Source organism: Algoriphagus sp. (assembly GCF_046296635.1).
Classification (GTDB): domain Bacteria; phylum Bacteroidota; class Bacteroidia; order Cytophagales; family Cyclobacteriaceae; genus Algoriphagus.
Genome location: NZ_JBKBKZ010000006.1, coordinates 142,911 through 160,014 on the forward strand (window position 1 = coordinate 142,911; position 17,104 = coordinate 160,014).

14 protein-coding genes and 1 pseudogene are annotated in these 17,104 nt (G+C 41.6%); 11 read left to right on the plus strand and 4 right to left on the minus strand.

The genetic code is table 11. From position 1 onward, the window contains the following. Positions 1–218: 218 nt before the first annotated feature. Entirely contained in the window at positions 219–1,895 is a 1,677-nt protein-coding gene (locus ACK4HU_RS06705) for an amidase (protein ID WP_409804610.1), read from the minus strand. Between the two features lie 74 nt (positions 1,896–1,969). Between ACK4HU_RS06705 and ACK4HU_RS06710 the strand changes: the two genes are divergently transcribed. Then, entirely contained in the window at positions 1,970–2,422 is a 453-nt protein-coding gene (locus tag ACK4HU_RS06710; RefSeq protein WP_409804613.1) for a hypothetical protein, read from the plus strand. Between the two features lie 64 nt (positions 2,423–2,486). Here ACK4HU_RS06710 and ACK4HU_RS06715 read toward each other — a convergent pair whose 3' ends face one another. After that, positions 2,487–2,786 carry a hypothetical protein gene (locus tag ACK4HU_RS06715; RefSeq protein WP_409804615.1) on the minus strand — a complete coding sequence of 100 codons (300 nt, stop codon included), beginning with the start codon at positions 2,784–2,786 and terminating at the stop codon, positions 2,487–2,489. A gap of 164 nt (positions 2,787–2,950) precedes the next feature. Between ACK4HU_RS06715 and polA the strand changes: the two genes are divergently transcribed. The 6 genes and pseudogenes from polA to ACK4HU_RS06745 all read left to right on the plus strand — a co-directional run. Beyond that, on the plus strand, positions 2,951–5,788 hold the full coding sequence (polA, locus tag ACK4HU_RS06720) for a DNA polymerase I (RefSeq protein ID WP_409804617.1): 2,838 nt from the start codon (positions 2,951–2,953) through the stop codon (positions 5,786–5,788). Positions 5,789–6,288: 500 nt separating this feature from the next. Beyond that, on the plus strand, positions 6,289–7,662 hold the full coding sequence (gene radA, locus ACK4HU_RS06725) for a DNA repair protein RadA (protein WP_409804619.1): 1,374 nt from the start codon (positions 6,289–6,291) through the stop codon (positions 7,660–7,662). Between the two features lie 61 nt (positions 7,663–7,723). Then, positions 7,724–8,371, plus strand: a complete 648-nt coding sequence (locus ACK4HU_RS06730) for a hypothetical protein (RefSeq protein WP_409804621.1) — start codon at positions 7,724–7,726, stop codon at positions 8,369–8,371. Beyond that, positions 8,328–9,017 carry a hypothetical protein gene (locus tag ACK4HU_RS06735; RefSeq protein ID WP_409804623.1) on the plus strand — a complete coding sequence of 230 codons (690 nt, stop codon included), beginning with the start codon at positions 8,328–8,330 and terminating at the stop codon, positions 9,015–9,017. The genes ACK4HU_RS06730 and ACK4HU_RS06735 overlap by 44 nt, the downstream gene beginning before the upstream one ends. A gap of 10 nt (positions 9,018–9,027) precedes the next feature. Continuing rightward, complete coding sequence (locus ACK4HU_RS06740; protein WP_409804625.1) at positions 9,028–9,234, plus strand: hypothetical protein; 207 nt, start codon at positions 9,028–9,030, stop codon at positions 9,232–9,234. A gap of 68 nt (positions 9,235–9,302) precedes the next feature. After that, a pseudogene (locus ACK4HU_RS06745) lies at positions 9,303–9,569 on the plus strand (S16 family serine protease); the annotation flags it as partial. 13 nt (positions 9,570–9,582) lie between these two features. On the opposite strand, the gene ACK4HU_RS06750 reads toward ACK4HU_RS06745, so the two are convergent. Next, positions 9,583–11,520 carry a TlpA family protein disulfide reductase gene (locus ACK4HU_RS06750; protein ID WP_409804628.1) on the minus strand — a complete coding sequence of 646 codons (1,938 nt, stop codon included), beginning with the start codon at positions 11,518–11,520 and terminating at the stop codon, positions 9,583–9,585. A gap of 233 nt (positions 11,521–11,753) precedes the next feature. Here ACK4HU_RS06750 and ACK4HU_RS06755 point away from each other — a divergent pair, with 233 nt between their 5' ends. From ACK4HU_RS06755 to ACK4HU_RS06770, 4 genes are all read left to right on the plus strand, one after another. Further along, entirely contained in the window at positions 11,754–12,122 is a 369-nt protein-coding gene (locus tag ACK4HU_RS06755; RefSeq protein ID WP_409804631.1) for a DMT family protein, read from the plus strand. A 61-nt stretch (positions 12,123–12,183) separates the two neighbouring features. Further along, the gene (locus tag ACK4HU_RS06760) at positions 12,184–13,653 is read left to right on the plus strand and encodes a pyridoxal phosphate-dependent decarboxylase family protein (protein WP_409804633.1); all 1,470 of its coding nucleotides are present in this window, start codon (positions 12,184–12,186) and stop codon (positions 13,651–13,653) included. 64 nt (positions 13,654–13,717) lie between these two features. After that, the gene (locus tag ACK4HU_RS06765; RefSeq protein WP_409804636.1) at positions 13,718–14,161 is read left to right on the plus strand and encodes an outer membrane insertion C- signal; all 444 of its coding nucleotides are present in this window, start codon (positions 13,718–13,720) and stop codon (positions 14,159–14,161) included. A gap of 47 nt (positions 14,162–14,208) precedes the next feature. Continuing rightward, on the plus strand, positions 14,209–14,670 hold the full coding sequence (locus tag ACK4HU_RS06770; RefSeq protein ID WP_409804638.1) for a DUF1905 domain-containing protein: 462 nt from the start codon (positions 14,209–14,211) through the stop codon (positions 14,668–14,670). Here ACK4HU_RS06770 and ACK4HU_RS06775 read toward each other — a convergent pair. Continuing rightward, complete coding sequence (locus ACK4HU_RS06775; protein ID WP_409804641.1) at positions 14,667–17,069, minus strand: TonB-dependent receptor; 2,403 nt, start codon at positions 17,067–17,069, stop codon at positions 14,667–14,669. The two genes, ACK4HU_RS06770 and ACK4HU_RS06775, sit on opposite strands and share 4 nt — an antisense overlap. Positions 17,070–17,104 lie beyond the last annotated feature (35 nt).

The window sequence follows — 17,104 nt, forward strand, 5'->3', positions numbered from 1 at the left end:
TTTTTCGAAGGTTGTCTTGTTTAAAGTTCGCCTAGCTTTGCTACTGACGCTGTTCTATTACCCGGTGATTTCTTATTCTGATTATGCGATCCTTCGTTGAAAAATTAAACTGGATTAAGGGACAGACTTTAGGTGTAATTTCAGGCCCTATCCTGTCTTACATCCGATATAAAACAGATAATTTTTATAGTGGCAAAAATGATGTTTATCCACATTTCTTACCTATCAAACATCGGAGGGCGCTTGGCTTGCCAATCGGTATTTTCCTGAATTAAGCGTCCAAGCATAATCAACTTTTCTTCCTCAAACAGGTTGGCTAGGAGTGTGATTGAGGTTGGGCTTCCATTGTCTGTAAAGCCATTTGGCATGCAAAGCGCCGGATGCCCTGTGAGGTTGGTGATCTGAAGTTGTTGTCCAGCAAAGGAAGGGGTCACGATCACATCGTATCCTTTCATCAATTCATGCATTTCCTCGATCAAAAGACTCCGCTGACGGCTCATTTGCACATACTCCACTCCCGGGATAAATCGAGCTGCACGGAAAATATTCGGCCAGGAATTTTTACGTTGGGCGACCATCTGATCATCGAGATCCAGTCGGGTAAGCTCGTCAAAAGCTGCTGCTCCTTCCACGATAAGCATATTAGTGATCGGACCGGGATTCATGCTAGTCTTGAGTTCAAGAGGATGCAATTCTATTCCCTGGGCTTTGAGTACTTCAAGCACAGCCTGATCATTTTTACTTGCACGATTTCCTTCAAAGAAAGCATTGAAATAGCCCACCTTGAGTTTTTTGACATCGCTTTTCGCGGAATAATTAAAGGCTGCAGGGATCGTCGAGGCGTCTTTTTCGTCTTTTCCGTTCAGTACAGCAAGTACAATTGCATTATCCAAAACTGACCGTGAGATTGGGCCAATTTTGTCCATTGACCAGCTCAAGGCCATCGCACCATATTTGCTCACCCGTCCAAACGTCGGCCGAAGTCCGGTCACGCCATTTCGGGTAGAGGGGGAGACAATGGAACCCAAAGTCTCTGTACCCAGTGCAAATGGAATCAATCCGGCACTGACTGCGGCGGAAGATCCCGCCGAAGATCCACTCGACCCTTGATTGAGATTCCATGGGTTTTTGGTGACACCCCCATACCAAACGTCTCCCATGGCGAGAGCTCCGAGGGTAAACTTAGCGACTAAGACTCCGCCTGCTTCGTCCAGCTTTTGAACAACAGTTGCGGTTTCGTCGAAAGATTGATTTTTATAAGGCTCAGCTCCCCAGGTAGTTTTGGTGCCTTTGACCGAAAGTAGATCCTTGATTCCGTAAGGTATTCCGTGCAGAGGACCTCGGTACTTTCCGGCAGCGAGCTCTTGATCCATTGCTCGGGCTTTTTCTAAAGCAGGGGCCTCAAGTAAAGTGATCAAGCACTGAAGTGTATCAGAGTAGGTCTTGATTCGATTCAGGTAGATTTTTGTCAGCCGTTCTGAAGTGATCTTTTTTGTCTTGATCAATACCGCAAGTTGGTTTACCGGCAAGTAAGCTATATCACTTTCTTTATCAGGTAATTGAACAGATGCAGGTAAGCCCCAATCGTAAAGGTTTTGATCCTGATTTGGATAAAAGCCCTGAGGAAGCGGATTGAAGACTAGAGAAGGAGAAACGGAATTTGCCAGAGTGGTTTTGCGAAGGATTTCAAAATTACCTCGCTGGGTGGTCAAAGCGTTGATCATGCTGTCTTTTTCCGAAGGAGAAAAGGAGAGTCCGATCAGATCGGCCGCCGCTTCGATAGAAATAGGAGTGATTTCACCGACTTTTCGGCCGAGTGTAAATCCCAGTGTCAAGAAAGCTATTGCTACTAAAAGCAGAAAAGCGCTGGAGGGAAGGTGATTTTTTCGTTGCATTGGATAGTTTTGTGTATATACCAAACTTAAAGCGCCGGAAGGTGTTTAATTCGCCCGAAATAATCAAACCACTCATGGATCAAAACCACTCGACTCCTTATTTTCCTATGCACTTCAGAGGACTTTTGCTCCTAGCAGGGATGTACACGATTGCCTGGTCGGCTTTTTTCAAATGGTTTGGGCCACAGTTACTATTATGGATGGCAATGGGAAATACTGAATTGGAAAGCCTTCCGGTTACTTACTTCGGGACATTTGGGATTCTGGTGGGCTTGATCATTTTTGTTTCCGCTTTTTACCCAGTAAGTTGGGTTTGGTTGATTTTGGCAGGAATTACAGGGAAAATAATTACTACAATATGGTTCACACTAGGCTTTGCTCCGGATCTTGGATGGAACAAGCGCAGTATTTTCCACTTGGTATTTAATGAACTGGTTTGGTTAATTCCGCTGATAATTATTTTCCTCCGAAGTTTGCAGGTAAAAAATTATTTTCTGGAAAAAGAGTTGGAGGAGGCAAAAAAATAACCTCTAGGTAGAGGTTATGAGATAAAAAAAATAGAGCTCTCGAATCGAGAGCCCTAAGTTTTTATTAAGTAAGTAAAATCAACAATAAAACGATGATAATGATTGCTCCCAAAGAAAGATAGACGCCATTGCTAGCCTTCTTAGCTTCTTCCTTCATCTCTTTCATCTCAGTCTTGATGGTTTTGATTTCCTCTTTACTCATTGACTTGAAGTCCATGGCTTTAATTTCTTCAAGCCTTTCTTTCATTTCAGTAGCACGGATTTGTTGAGCTTCAGTAAGCTCTTGCTTTGGATCGTTCTTAGGTGTTGCGTTTACAAATTGCACACTTAGGAATAATGCAAGGATGGTAAGGATCTTTTTCATAGCTGTTAGATAAATTAAGTTTACACAAAGTACGCATTCCAAATAGAACTCCAAAACGTGTCAACTATTGACACTAAAATAAAACCTAAGACTTCTCAATCGGAAAAACAGTAACTTAGAAGCCTTAATTGACCGAAAATAATTACAATATTAATTATTGAAAAATGTCTCAAAAACAAGCCCATAAGCTATTTTTATTAGATGCCATGGCCCTAATTTACAGGGCACATTTTGCTTTTAGCAAAAATCCAAGGATTAACTCAAAGGGTCTCAACACTGGTGTTATGCTTGGCTTTACCAATACCCTAGTTGAGGTGCTGGATAAGGAAAAACCTACCCATATTGGGGTGGCTTTCGACACAAAAGCCCCAACTTTTCGCCATATTCAATACGAACCGTACAAAGCCAACCGTCTGGAACAGCCGGAAGATATTACAGTTTCGATCCCATGGGTCAAAGAAATTGTGAAGGCATTTCGGATACCGATTTTGGAAATGGATGGCTTTGAAGCAGATGATATCATTGGAACTTTGGCCAAAAAAGCCAAACGCGAAGACTTCACAGTCTATATGATGACTCCGGATAAAGATTACGGGCAGATCGTCGAAGATCATATTTTTCTTTACAAACCCGCCTTTATGGGAAATGGGGTGGATGTAATGGGTCCTAAGCAAGTCTGTGAGAAATGGGATATTGATCACGTGGACCAAGTCCGGGATATGCTGGGACTTATGGGTGATGCGGTGGATAATATCCCCGGTATTCCTGGCATTGGACAGAAGACAGCGGTTAAGCTTCTAAAGGATTATGGCACTGTAGAAGGCCTGATAGCCAATGTAGATAAGCTGAAAGGCAAGCAACGGGAAAATGTGGAGAATTTTGCCCAACAGGGAATTTTATCAAAAGAACTAGCCACTATAAAAATTGATGTGCCGGTAGATTTTATCGAAGAAGAATTGATCTATGAAGGAATAGATGAGGAAAAGCTCAGAGCGATTTTTACCGAACTTGAATTTAGAACATTAGCAGCCCGTATTTTTAAAGAACCAAGCGCAAAGAAAGCCAATCTCAGTGCACCTGCTCAAATGGATTTGTTTGGTGCTCCTGCGGCCGAATCTTCCTCTTCTATTTCAATTACTGAGGAAGGAGAAGAAGGCGAAACTTTGGAACTAGGTCCTCCACCTGTTCTTGATACTATTTGGTCCAATGTCCATAATTACCACAAGGTGAAAGGAAAAGTAGAAGTAGCAGAGCTTGTAGAATATTTGCTCCTCCAAAAGGAAATTTGCTTCGACACAGAGACCACTGCATTGGATGCGATGCAAGCCGAGTTGGTAGGATTGTCATTTTCTTATGTTGCCGGTGAGGCGTATTATATCCCTGTTTCAGATAATCAGGCCGAAACCCAAGAGATTCTCGAGATTCTTCGACCGGTTTTTGAAAATGAATCCATCACCAAGATTGGTCAAAATGTTAAATACGACATGCTCGTGTTGAAGAATTACGGCATCGAGGTGAAGGGAACACTTTATGATACCATGCTTGCTCATTACCTAATCGAGCCGGAAGGAAAGCACAGCATGGACTGGTTGGCGCAGCAGTATTTAAATTATATGCCAGTTTCCATCACAGAACTGATTGGCAAAAAGGGCAAAAATCAGGGAAACATGCGTGATGTTGACGAGGATGAAGTCACCTCGTATGCTTCCGAGGATGCGGATATTACGATGAGATTGAAGGAGAAATTCGATCCAATTTTGAAGTCTAATGGTCTGGAAGAACTTTTTGATAATGTTGAAAATCCACTCATTCGGGTTTTATCTGAAATGGAATTCGAAGGCGTGCGAATAGATACCGAAAGCTTAGCTGAGCTGTCCATTTTATTGGAAAAAGAAAGTCAGGAGATCGAAAAGAAAGTTTACGAATTAGCTGGAGTCCGATTTAATCTGGCTTCGCCAAAGCAACTGGGCGACGTGCTTTTTGAGAAATTAAAGCTGGATCCAAAGGCCAAAAAGACGAAAACCGGGCAGTATGCAACCGGAGAAGAAATTCTCAGCAAAATGGCCAACGAGCATCCGATCGCCGAAGCGATCTTGGATTACCGACAGATGGTGAAACTGAAATCGACCTATGTGGATGCTTTACCTACGATGATCAATCCGAAAACTGGCAGGATTCATACTACTTACAATCAGTTTGTTGCTGCTACAGGTAGACTTTCTTCGATAAATCCCAACCTTCAAAACATCCCGATCCGAACTGCAAGAGGTCGCGAAATCCGAAAGGCCTTTGTTCCAAGAGATGAAAATCATGTCCTGCTTTCTGCCGATTATTCGCAGATTGAGCTTCGCCTAATGGCGGCTTTTTCACAGGATGAATCGATGCTGGAAGCATTCAAAAACGGTCGGGATATTCACGCCACCACTGCTGCTAAGATCTTCAAAGTGCCGCTGGAAGAAGTGACTTCAGATATGAGGAGAAAAGCTAAAACGGCTAATTTTGGGATAATTTATGGTATTTCACCATTCGGATTGGCGCAGCGATTATCCATTCCAAGAGGTGAAGCCAAAGAAATAATTGACGCTTATTTCGAGGAATTTCCTGCCGTAAAAGGATATATGGACGGAGCTATCGAGAAGGCCCGAAAAGATGAATACGTGGAAACCATATTAGGTCGCCGACGCTATCTGAGAGACATCAATAGCCGCAATATGACCATGCGTAACTTTGCTGAGCGTAATGCAATCAACGCTCCGCTTCAAGGTTCGGCTGCCGATCTGATCAAAGTGGCCATGATCCATGTGTACGAATGGATGAAAAAGGAAAATCTGAAGTCCAAAATGATCCTACAGGTTCATGATGAATTGGTTTTTGATGCGCATAAGGATGAAGTGGAATTGCTCAAGAAAAATATTCCAGGCCTAATGTCCAATGCAATCAAACTCGCTGTGCCGATCGAAGTGGAAGTGGGTGTAGGGACGGATTGGCTGCAAGCACATTGATGGGGAGTATCAAGTATCAAGACGTAAGTATCAAGACGTAAGTATCAAGAAAGATACAAGAAGCGAGAAGCGACAGTAAGTATCTAGTATCAAGACGCTAGTATCAAGAGCAGAGACTAGAAACAAGAAGCAATAGACAAGTCGAGTGTGTCAATAAACAACCCTGAAGGGGTTAAACTTTAAATAGCCCCGTGTGAAACGCGGGGAATTGAAGATTTTAAATCAGGGACGACAACCCTGAAAGGGTTGAACAATTTCGGGTAATTTGTAAATATTGTTTCAAGTAAGATTAGGAAGTGACAAAGAAGCGAGAAAAAAATTGAGACATAAGTATCAAGACATACGTCGTAAATCGAAATCAAAAAACCTAAATCAAATTGGAGCAAGAAGTAAGATTCAGGACGTTAAAATTTCGGTCAACCTTACCTCCAAACTTCCTACTTCCGAACTTCCTACTTTGTCGTAAATCGTAAATCGTAAATCAAAAATCGTAAATCAAATTGGCAAAAGTAAAAACCACCTTTTTCTGTCAAAACTGCGGAGCGCAAAGTCCTAAATGGATCGGGCGATGTCCTGCCTGTGGGGAATGGAATACCTATGTAGAGGAAATCGTACAGAAAGAAGAAACAGGGAAAGGTAGCTGGAAGCCTCAAGGTGCCGGTACTAAGAAAGCCAGTTCACCTAAAAGAATCCACGAGGTAAATTACGAAGAGCAAGCGCGATGGATCACAGGAGATCCTGAATTGGATCGAGTGCTGGGAGGTGGAATCGTGCCGGGATCTTTGGTTCTGATAGGTGGGGAACCTGGAATCGGTAAGTCTACGCTGATGCTGCAAATCGCCTTGATTTTGAAAGGAAAAACCATCCTGTACGTCTCAGGCGAGGAAAGTGAAGCCCAAATCAAAATGCGTGCAGATCGGATGGAAGCTAAAAATCCGGATTGCTATGTGCTCTCAGAAACCAACACACAGCAAATCTTCCAACAGATTGAAGTGCTTAATCCTGATTTGTTGGTCATTGACTCGATCCAAACTTTAAACAGCCAATATGTAGAATCCGCTGCAGGCTCGGTTTCTCAGGTGAGAGAGTGCACTGCTGAACTGATGAAATTTGCCAAGGAAACCGGTACGCCTGTCTTTTTGATTGGCCATATCACTAAGGATGGATCGATAGCCGGGCCAAAAGTTCTGGAGCACATGGTTGACACCGTTTTGCAATTTGAAGGAGATCGGCATCTCACTTATCGGATTCTGCGGACATCAAAGAACCGATTTGGCTCCACTCACGAACTCGGAATCTACGAGATGCGGGCTGAGGGACTTCGCTCGGTCGCCAATCCTTCAGAGATTTTGCTGACGCAGCGGGAGGAAGTGCTCAATGGTGTCGCCATTGGAGCGATGATGGAAGGAAATCGGCCCTTACTAATTGAGATTCAGTCTTTGGTCAGTCCAGCGACTTATGGTACACCGCAGCGGAGCAGCACCGGACACGATGCCAAGCGGCTCAATATGCTGTTGGCAGTTTTGGAAAAGCGTGGAGGAATGAAATTGGGTCAGCAAGATGTATTTCTGAATGTCGCAGGAGGTTTGCGAGTGGACGATCCTGGATTGGATTTGGCGGTTTGTGCCTCGTTGATCTCGAGTTATGAGGATACGCCGGTCTCGGAGCACATTTCCTTTGCCGGGGAAGTGGGTTTGGGAGGAGAAATCCGGGCGGTATCACGCATCGAAAACCGGATCGCAGAAGCGGAGAAACTCGGCTTCAAAAAAATTATGGTTTCCAAGTATGCGGTGAAGGGTTTGGACCTGAAGAAATTCAAGATACAAATCCTCCAGGTAAGTAAGTTGGAGGAGATGTATCAGTTGATTTTTTGAGGTAAAAATGCGGGATTAATAAGATAGGTTGCTATATTAAAATGTTTTTTAAATCATTTTTATGACAGCAGTAGTTGGAGTTTTGAATAGACAGGCGGTAGCAATTGCCGCTGATAGTGCAGTTACCATCCAAAATGGATCGGGTTACAAAATCTTTAATCGGGCAAATAAAATTTTTACGCTCTCTAAATTTCACCCTATAGGTATAATGATCTACAATGAAGGAAGTTTAATGGAAACTCCTTGGGAAACTATAATCAAGGTTTACAGAAAAGAAATTGGCAAGAAAAATTTTGATACAGTAATTGACTTTCAAAAAGACTTTATTGAATTTATCCTTCGAAATAATCACTTTATATTAAACGAATCCGATATTCAATATCTTAAATTCTCATTGGAGTTAACGATTGAAAACCTAATAAAAGAAATTCCCCTAGATTCCTTTTCTAAAGTTTCTGATCCCAAATTTTTATCGGAAAAATTTCTTGAAGATCTAAAGACACTAGTTACCCAGTATACTGAATATTTGAATAATAATAGGTCAGAATTAGAGGGCTTTTCAGTAATGGATTTTGATCAATTTAATGTCAAATTCGGAGAAATATTAATTGGTCTAATTGAAGAGAAGCTAAAATTCATCTTTCCAGTTTATGATGGTTCATTAAATGCCAGTGTTCTTAGACTTTTTTTTTCTTTTTATCACAGATGAAAAATCTTTGCAAGAAAGGTTTACTGGCTTAGTTTTTACGGGATTTGGTGAAAAAGAATATTTCCCTCAACTAATTTCTCTTCGAGTTTCCTTTCCGTTAAATGGAAAACTTCGTTATAATGTTGTTGATGAAGAATGCGCTTCAATAGGCACAATTCATAGAGCTACTATTAGCCCATTTGCTCAAAAAGATGTTATCGAAACAATTTTGATGGGAATAGAACCTAATTTTCAAAACTCAATATTTAAAAACTTCAAGGACACAAACCAAAAGTTAGTCGAGCTTTTGGCAACAGCTCTAGAAACTTCCAATCCATCAGCGGCAGAAAGTTTAAGAAGAATTGACCTAAACCCTGTTGTTGAAAGTTTTGTTAAAACATTAGAAGACTATCAAAATTCTAAGCACATTTCACCACTTATGGATGCGGTTTCCACGTTATCAAAAGAAGATCTTGCAGAAATGGCAGAAAGTTTGATTTATTTGACTTATCTAAAAAGGCGAATTACATTCGCACAAGAAAGCGTTGGAGGTCCTGTAGATGTTGCCATAATTTCAAAAGGTGACGGATTTATTTGGATTAAAAGAAAGCATTATTTCGACCCTAAGTTGAATAGTAACTTCTTCAAAAATTACTTTAATCATTAAAACAAGTGTTATGCTAAATAAAAACTCATCAATTAGAGAAAAGGAATCATATATTGACAAATTGGCAAAACTTGTCAATCCTGAGTTGGAAAAAGAATTGGAGTTTAGTCCAGAAATGTCCCCTGAAGATGTTGCGAGAATAATGTCAGAAAGAATATTTAAAGTAATAAAAATTCAGTTTGAAGAAACTAAGAAAAAACTAGAGACAACTGCGTAAAAAGGAATTCTAGAAATTTGATAGGTTTCTGAAAGTGAAATAAGAAATGAGCTCGGCATTTTGCTGAGCTTTTTTTTGCGGTTTGTGCTTCCCTGATCTCGAGTTATGAGGATACGCCAGTTTCGGAGCATATTTCCTTTGCCGGGGAAGTTGGTTTGGGAGGAGAAATCTGGGCAGTGTCACGCATCGAAAACCGAATCGCTGAAGCGGAGAAACTCGGCTTCAAGAAAATCATGGTTTCCAAGTATGCGGTGAAAGGTTTGGACCTGAAGAAATTCAAGATACAAATCCTCCAAGTGAGTAAGTTGGAGGAGATGTATCAGTTGATTTTTTGATAAGTAAAATCGCTCAGCGTGAGGAGTGCTCCTTTAATTGATTGACCAAAAGGAATCCTGAACTAGGACGTTGAATTCCGTCCTTTAGAAGCTTACCTTCTTTTGTGATGATCATGTAAGTAGGGAATCCTGTGATATTGACCTCTTTATCAAACTGCTGATATTCGACCATGTCAAGAAAATAATGTTCGCCAAGGAGATTGTGTTTTTTTACTTGAGCCTCAAAAGTATTTCGATCTGACTGTGCACAGATGTAAGCAAATACCACATCATCAGGAGCCTCTTTTTTAATCGTTTCAGCATATTTAAATTCAGATAAACAAGGCCCACACCATGTCGCCCAAACGTCAACGTAGATAACTTTTCCGGGAAATTTGGCTTTCAATTGAGCCAATACATTCTCAGAATTTTCAGAGATTTCCATTCCTTCCACAAACTTGGCATTTTGTGTCATTTCAAACTCCTCAATTTTTTGATTGACTATCGCAAGTACTGCTGGTTCAGGTATCTCCTTGGCAAGACTTGTTTTGATCCCTGCCGGGATTTCCTTTCCCACGGTAAGGTAATTCATGTCCAAAAAGGTGGCAATGATACTTGACCTCGGAATACTTTCCATGTCTGAAACTTTGGATAGGACATGATTCCATTGGCCTGCCGAAAAAAGGTGAGTAAACTGGGATTGATGTATTTTCATCAACTCCTTGAAATCATCCGAAGTCACTAAACTGTCTCGGGGAACTTCTTTTTTTACTTGGCTATACCAACTTTCTACACCAGCTTTTTGTGTATTTGATAAGTCTAAATCATTTAAATACTCAAAGATGAGTTTATAGTTTTGCTGACTTATTTTTTTAAACTCAGACTCCTCTATAGTACTTGCGAATTCACGCATTAGCCCTGCATAGTTTGCGGTCATGAGATCTTCACGGTCGTTTGTAATCAGTTTTTTCACCTCTTGAATATATTCCTTTGGCACTGCTATCGGTTTCAAAGACCCACCCGACGTTCCATTGTGAAGCCAAATATATCTCCGCAAGTCATCCGCAGCATAGGTTCTGGCATCTCTTAGGCTAATCTCCTGAAGGAGAGCGCTGACAGGAATAGAATCGAAATACGATTGATAAAATTGAGTATGGGAATTCATCAGTCCAAGTCTGTATTCCATGAATTCCTCAGTCTCCAGAGACTTGGTCATGCTATCCGTGAGGAAATAATTCCGAACCTTCATGAATTCAGGGTTGAGTAGTCTTCGCTCTTCATTTTCTACAGCCAAGTCACCCATAAAGTCAATATTCTTTACTTGGGTCCAAGTGGCCATTCCCGCTCCAAAAGAGCTTTCATCTACAACCATTGATTGCTTGGCTCCAGGTGTAGAAAAGTAGGTGAAAAATGCATTTCCAATCCGTACCATCACTTCCTGCGGATAGCTTAATGGAAAAATCACCTTGAATCTTCCTTTTTCATCTACATCTCCTGTGAATTGAAGCTGGTCATCACTGAAGGCAAAATTGTAAATGATCGTGATGGTGGAGGGCATTTCGGCTTTCGGTAGAAATACACCCTGTAATAGAACCTGATCCTGTTTAAAGAAGTCATTGGAAACATCCGTTTTTCCTACTACCCGATTTTTTAAGTCTTTGGACTTTTGGGCTTGGACCGTAATTTTTTCCTGTCCTTTCTCCAAAATGTATGAAGCTCCTTTTTTGGTTATCAAAAGTTCAAGATTGGTGTCCCCGTTTTTGAGAATCACCTTTTCTGAAGTAATCTGATCAATTTCCCATAGCTGACTTTCAAACAATGCAAAGTCATCCATGACCATCAAAACCAACTCATTGCTACCATCAGTTGTGTACCAAGAGCCCTTAATTCCATCAAAAGGGCTTTCCTGAGAAAAAACGGATGCAGTAATGAAATTAAAAAAGAGAAAAAAAGAATAGAATAGCTGTCTCATAAATAGAAAGTACGTTTAGATGAAGCAATTCAACTAAAGTATCTTAACTAACCGATGGGTTTTTGAATTTGTTGCCGATTGGCAGGTTTTCTTCCTCATATTTTTGGTGATTGGGCATTTAAGACGAAATGAAAACCGCCGAAATCTTCAAATCTCCAAAATTATTCCCTTCCGACTTGTGATATCCGACGATCAAGACCCCTTATTTTTGAGCGAATTTATTCTTCTATTTTATGAAAGCACTCCTCACCATCGGACTACTCGTCCTTTCCAACACCTTTATGACTTTGGCCTGGTACGGCCACCTGAAATTTGCAGAGTGGAAATGGTTTAACAAACTTGGATTGGTGTCCATAATTCTGATCAGTTGGGGAATTGCGCTTTTCGAATACATGTTTCAGGTGCCTGCGAATAAAATAGGCTATTCAGGTAATGGAGGTCCTTTTTCCTTAGTTCAGCTCAAAGTCCTTCAAGAAGTCATCACGCTGGTGATTTTTATGATTTTCACGCTCATTGCATTTAAAAATGAAACCCTAAAACTCAATCACTTGATCGGTGCCATTTTCCTGATTTTGGCAGTTTATTTTATTTTCAAAAAGTAGTTTTTTAGTGCAACCCAAACCCTGAATTTCCATCTTAGTAATGGAAAAATTTTCTTTAAATATGACCGAAGAGAAAAAAAATGACCTCACACTCGACCCGGAAAACTGGGACGCCATGCGCCAACTTGGGCATCAGATGATTGACGATCTTTTTGAGTATTGGCAAAATATCCGGGAACAAAAAATCTGGAAGCCGATTCCTTCTGAGGTTAAACAATTTTTGGATAAACCGCTTCCCGAAAAAGGCCAAAGTCCGGAATCCATTTACCAAGAGTTCAAGCAAAATATTTTCCCATATAACAAAGGCAATGTTCATCCACGATTTTTTGCATGGATTCAGGGAACGGGCACACCACTTGGTGTTTTGGCGGATTTGCTTGCTTCAGGGATGAATCCAAATGTAGCCATCGGTGAACATTCGGCCATGTATGTGGATCGCCAAGTCGTCAATTGGTGCAAAGAACTGATGAACTTTCCTGCTGATGCTTCTGGAATCCTAGTCAGTGGCGGTTCGATGGCAAACATCACTGCACTCACGGTGGCTAGAAATTCATTCCGTGATGAAAAAATCAGAGCACAAGGCCTCAAAGCCGCCTCGGCACAGTTGGTTTTGTACTGTTCTGTTGAGACGCATTCCTGCATTCAAAAAGCAGCGGAAGTCATCGGTTTAGGTACCGAAGCGGTCAGAAAAATCGGAGTTAATGATCGGTATGAATTGGATATCGAGTCCCTCAAAGCTCAAATTGAGCTGGATATCGAGGCTGGATTGCTTCCTTTTTGCATAGTCGGAACTTCCGGGACAGTGAATACCGGAGCAATAGATCCCTTGGACGAACTTTTGGCAATTTCCAGAAAACACGGCATGTGGTTTCACATTGATGGGGCTTATGGCGCATTGGCAAAGCTTGATCCGCAATATGCTGGTAGATTGAAGGCGATTGAAGAGGCGGATAGTTTGGCTTTTGATCTCCACAAATGGCTATATGTTCCCTATGAAGTCGGCTGCACCTTGATTCGTGATGCAAAAATGCATCGGGATTCATTCTCCATTACTCCTAATTACTTGCTTCAGGAAGATCGTGGGCTATCCGGAGGATTGGATTCGATCAATAATTATGGTTTTGAGCTTTCCCGTGGATTCAAAGCGCTCAAAATCTGGATGTCACTCAAAGAGCATGGACGAGAGAAATATGCTCAGATGATCGCTCAAAACAACCGCCAAGCGGAGTATTTGGCCGATCTGGTTAATGGAAATCCAAATTTGGAATTGACGGCACCTGTCTCGATGAGTATCACTTGCTTTCGGATGATCAAATCTGGGTATTCTGAAAGTCAACTTCGGGACTTAAACCGAGAGATTCTCCTAAGACTTCAGGAGGAAGGAATTGCATCTCCAAGTTCTACCGTATTAAATGGGAAATATACGCTACGTGTAGCCAATGTGAATCAGCGTACTCGAATGGAAGACATGGATTTGCTGGTGAAGGAAGTGTTAAGAATCGGAGCTGAAATTCAAAAAATAGTCCATTGATATGGATTTGAAAGCATTTTGGCTCAATTTTCGCTATTTTTGACCAAACTTTTAAACACCAACTATGCAAAAGATCAAACTATTCGCTCTCATTATGGGGCTCTCATTATTCAGTACGCTGAAATCCCAGGCACAGGAACTCGGTCTTCGATTTGGAGATTTTTACGGAAACAATGTCGCAATCGATGGGGTATTTGCACTTGGGGAATTCAGCAGAATCCATGCTGATGTCAGCTTTGGAGGAAATGGATTGGGTATTGACGCACTTTGGAACCCTATCTATGACGACATTCCGGACACGGATTTCCAATGGTATGCAGGCTTTGGCCCGGCAGTTTATTTAGGAAATAATTTTCGATTGGGAGCAGCAGCCGAGATAGGTGCGGAATATGCCTTTGCTGATGTTCCAATCACGATTGGATTGGATTTCAGACCTTATTTATTTTTGGTTGAAGTCACCGAATTTAGAGCTGGATTTGGTCTGAATGTTCGCTGGAGATTGCCTTAATTTGCTATTAATCAATATATTTAAGCCGGCTACAAGTCGGCTTTTTTATGGAAAAGATTATCGAAGGTGAGTTTTTTCTGGAGCGTTTTCATGGAAAGGGAGGCTGGACCTATATCAAAATTCCAATAGAAATTTTGCCTTCGGGAAAAGCATTCGGTATGCTCAAAGTCTCCGGAACCATTGATGATTTTGGATTTGAAGGGAAGCACCTGATGCCCATGGGAAATGGGTTCCTCTTTATGCCGATCTCCAAACCCATTCGTCAGGCAATTGGAAAGGAAGAAGGTGATCAAGTCCTTTTCAAACTTTATCGTGACGAAATACCTACTTCTATTCCCGAAGAATTGATTGCTTGCCTCGAGGATGATCCGGGAAAACTTCCCATTTTCATGAAACTCTCTGATGCGGTCCAAAAGCATTGGATCGAATATATCTATAGCGCCAATTCGGATGAATCTAAAGCTGATCGAATTGTCAAGCTGCTTCTTGAGCTTGGGTCTAAGTTTTAGAACTCTATAATGAGCCCAACTGTAGGGAGGATATTTCCTGCTGGATTTTCGAGTAATTTCAGCTGGTAGCGAGATGGGTCATTGGGATTGACAAGAAGTTTACCCGCATCGTCACGAATTGGAATCAAAATGGGAGGCTGCTCCGCCTGGAAATTGTAGGCATTTTGGATATCCACATACCAGTTGAGATTCCAGCGATTGAAGAAGTATTTCTTATCAATTCTAAGATCCAATTGGTGAAAGGGGTTCAATCGGATGGCGTTGATTTGGGTATAATCGAGGATTCCTGAATTCCTCAAATCCCAATTGTTGATCAAACTGGACTTTTCAAGATCAAATGGTGTGTAGGGCGTTCCGCCAAGAAATCTCCAGCGAGTTCCCACTTCCCAGTTTTTCCCAAATCGCTTTCCTGCTGTCAAGCTCACGATAAATTTATTATCCCAGGAAGAAGGCAAAAAACCAGTGGTGTTGGGATTTGTAAATTCACTTCGTACTAAAGTCAGGGATGTAATTCCGTAAAAATTATTGAATAATCGCTGCTGTGCAAGAAACTCCAAACCATAAGCTCTTCCTTCTGCATTGGAAAGTACAGGTTCATTCCCGATCACTCCAAAGTCAGCACCTAAGTTGGCAAGTGCAATCCCATTTCGAATGGAAGAAGGGTAATTGCTGTACTTTTTGTAGAAAGCTTCTGCTGTGAATCTTCGGTTTTTTTCAGGAACGAGAAATTCGATACCTGCGATGAGTTGGGAGTTTCGGATAAAGCGAACGTCTCTTTCTTGGTTTTCAAAAATTCCAGCATTGTTTCTAAATCCCAATACGGTGTAAGGAGGCTTTTGGTAATAAATGCCCGCATTCGCCGTGGCAAAGAGATTTGGTTTCAATTGGTAAGATGCCGATATGCGTGGACTAAGTTGATTCAGGGGATTTGAGGCAGTTTTAGCAAAGTCAGCGCCATCCATCCTTAGTCCGCCTGTCAGTAAGAGTCGATTTGAGTAGAAATTTTTACTTCCTGAAATAAAAGCCCCGTATTGGTTGAAGAAAGAAGTAGACTCTACATTGATCACTTGACCTGAACTGGAAAGTACTGATCTGTCAAAATCGCTGATGAAATAACGGGCATACTGATAGTTTACACCGTATTTGATGGTGTAGCCTTTTCCAAAAATGCTGTTTTCTGCTCGAAATTTATTCTCTGATTCTTGTGACTTGTAGTTGAATAGCAGGTTTGATTCTGAAGAATTGTCATTTCCTGCATACTTGAAGGATTGATTGTTCAGCATGTTGCGGCTGAGTACAAAAGTCCAAAAGCCATTCTCACGAAATCGCTTCAATTTCAATCCAGTGACGTAATTCCATTGAGTTTGAATTGGGAGAACATCTAGAAGGTATAGTCGATTTTCTCGCTCTTCTTCGGTTTCGTCTTTAGGAATATCTTGATTCAGTGCAAAGTTGTCAATGGCACCCAAACCAATAAATGTCAATTCAGTTTTGGCATTTAACTTCGTTGTAGTCTTGACTTGGAAGTCATTGAAAGTTGGGAGGAATGGCAGTCCTAAAAGTCTAAACAAGCCTTGCAGGTAAGACCTTCGGGCAGAAAAGGAATACGTTGTCTTTTCTGAAAGCGGGCCTTCATTGGACAAAGTCAGTTCGGAAGCACCTACAGTCACTTGTGTGGCCATTTTGTCCCGTCGACCGTCTTTGAGCTGAATTTCAAAAAAGGAACTCAAGGCATCCATCCGATTGGCAGGAAATCCGCCGGCGATGAGGTCCAGATTTTTTATCAGATTTACATTCAGAATTCCAACTGGGCCACCTGAGGAACCTTGAGTCGAAAAGTGATTAATCACCGGGACCTCGATCTCATCCACATAGAATTTGTTTTCGTTTGGCGCCCCACCACGGATCAAAATATCATTTCGGAAACTTGCTGTACTTGCCACACCGGGAAGCGCTTGGATCACTCGGGAGATATCCCTATTTCCGCCGGGATAGCGCTCGATTTCATTGGTGTTCAGCTTTCGGACAGAAAGTGGAGTTTCTTCCGATCTGGTAAATTCACTGTTGACCACGACTTCACTCAGTTCAGCAGCATCTTCTTCCAGTTCAAAATCCAGCTGAACAGCCCTCGCCAAAGTCACCTGAACCTCAAATGCGGTGGAGGACTTGTACCCGACAAAGCTTGCTCGGACATTATAAAGCCCCGGCGTAATGCCTGAGATTTCATACCCTCCTTTTTCATCGGTAATGGCCCCAAGTTCGGTGTTCAAAACCAAAATATTTGCAAAAGCTACGGGCTGATTATTGACCGGGTTCAGTACTCTTCCCCGGATTATTCCTTGGGAAAATGCTTGGGCTGAAAGCAGAAAAATGACCAAAAAAGTCAGCTTTATTTTCATGGGAGTTTGGTTTTTACTCTACAATCAAAATGGCC

Bases quoted from the DNA above. Each gene is read 5' to 3' on its own strand.
- ACK4HU_RS06765 (WP_409804636.1), top strand. From the start codon at position 13,718: ATGCAAAAGATCAAACTATTCGCTCTCATTATGGGGCTCTCATTATTC.
- ACK4HU_RS06770 (WP_409804638.1), top strand. From the start codon at position 14,209: ATGGAAAAGATTATCGAAGGTGAGTTTTTTCTGGAGCGTTTTCATGGA.
- ACK4HU_RS06755 (WP_409804631.1), top strand. From the start codon at position 11,754: ATGAAAGCACTCCTCACCATCGGACTACTCGTCCTTTCCAACACCTTT.
- ACK4HU_RS06715 (WP_409804615.1), bottom strand. From the start codon at position 2,786: ATGAAAAAGATCCTTACCATCCTTGCATTATTCCTAAGTGTGCAATTT.
- ACK4HU_RS06710 (WP_409804613.1), top strand. From the start codon at position 1,970: ATGGATCAAAACCACTCGACTCCTTATTTTCCTATGCACTTCAGAGGA.
- ACK4HU_RS06750 (WP_409804628.1), bottom strand. From the start codon at position 11,520: ATGAGACAGCTATTCTATTCTTTTTTTCTCTTTTTTAATTTCATTACT.
- ACK4HU_RS06760 (WP_409804633.1), top strand. From the start codon at position 12,184: ATGACCGAAGAGAAAAAAAATGACCTCACACTCGACCCGGAAAACTGG.
- ACK4HU_RS06775 (WP_409804641.1), bottom strand. From the start codon at position 17,069: ATGAAAATAAAGCTGACTTTTTTGGTCATTTTTCTGCTTTCAGCCCAA.
- polA (WP_409804617.1), top strand. From the start codon at position 2,951: ATGTCTCAAAAACAAGCCCATAAGCTATTTTTATTAGATGCCATGGCC.
- ACK4HU_RS06740 (WP_409804625.1), top strand. From the start codon at position 9,028: ATGCTAAATAAAAACTCATCAATTAGAGAAAAGGAATCATATATTGAC.
- ACK4HU_RS06730 (WP_409804621.1), top strand. From the start codon at position 7,724: ATGACAGCAGTAGTTGGAGTTTTGAATAGACAGGCGGTAGCAATTGCC.
- ACK4HU_RS06705 (WP_409804610.1), bottom strand. From the start codon at position 1,895: ATGCAACGAAAAAATCACCTTCCCTCCAGCGCTTTTCTGCTTTTAGTA.
- ACK4HU_RS06735 (WP_409804623.1), top strand. From the start codon at position 8,328: ATGCCAGTGTTCTTAGACTTTTTTTTTCTTTTTATCACAGATGAAAAA.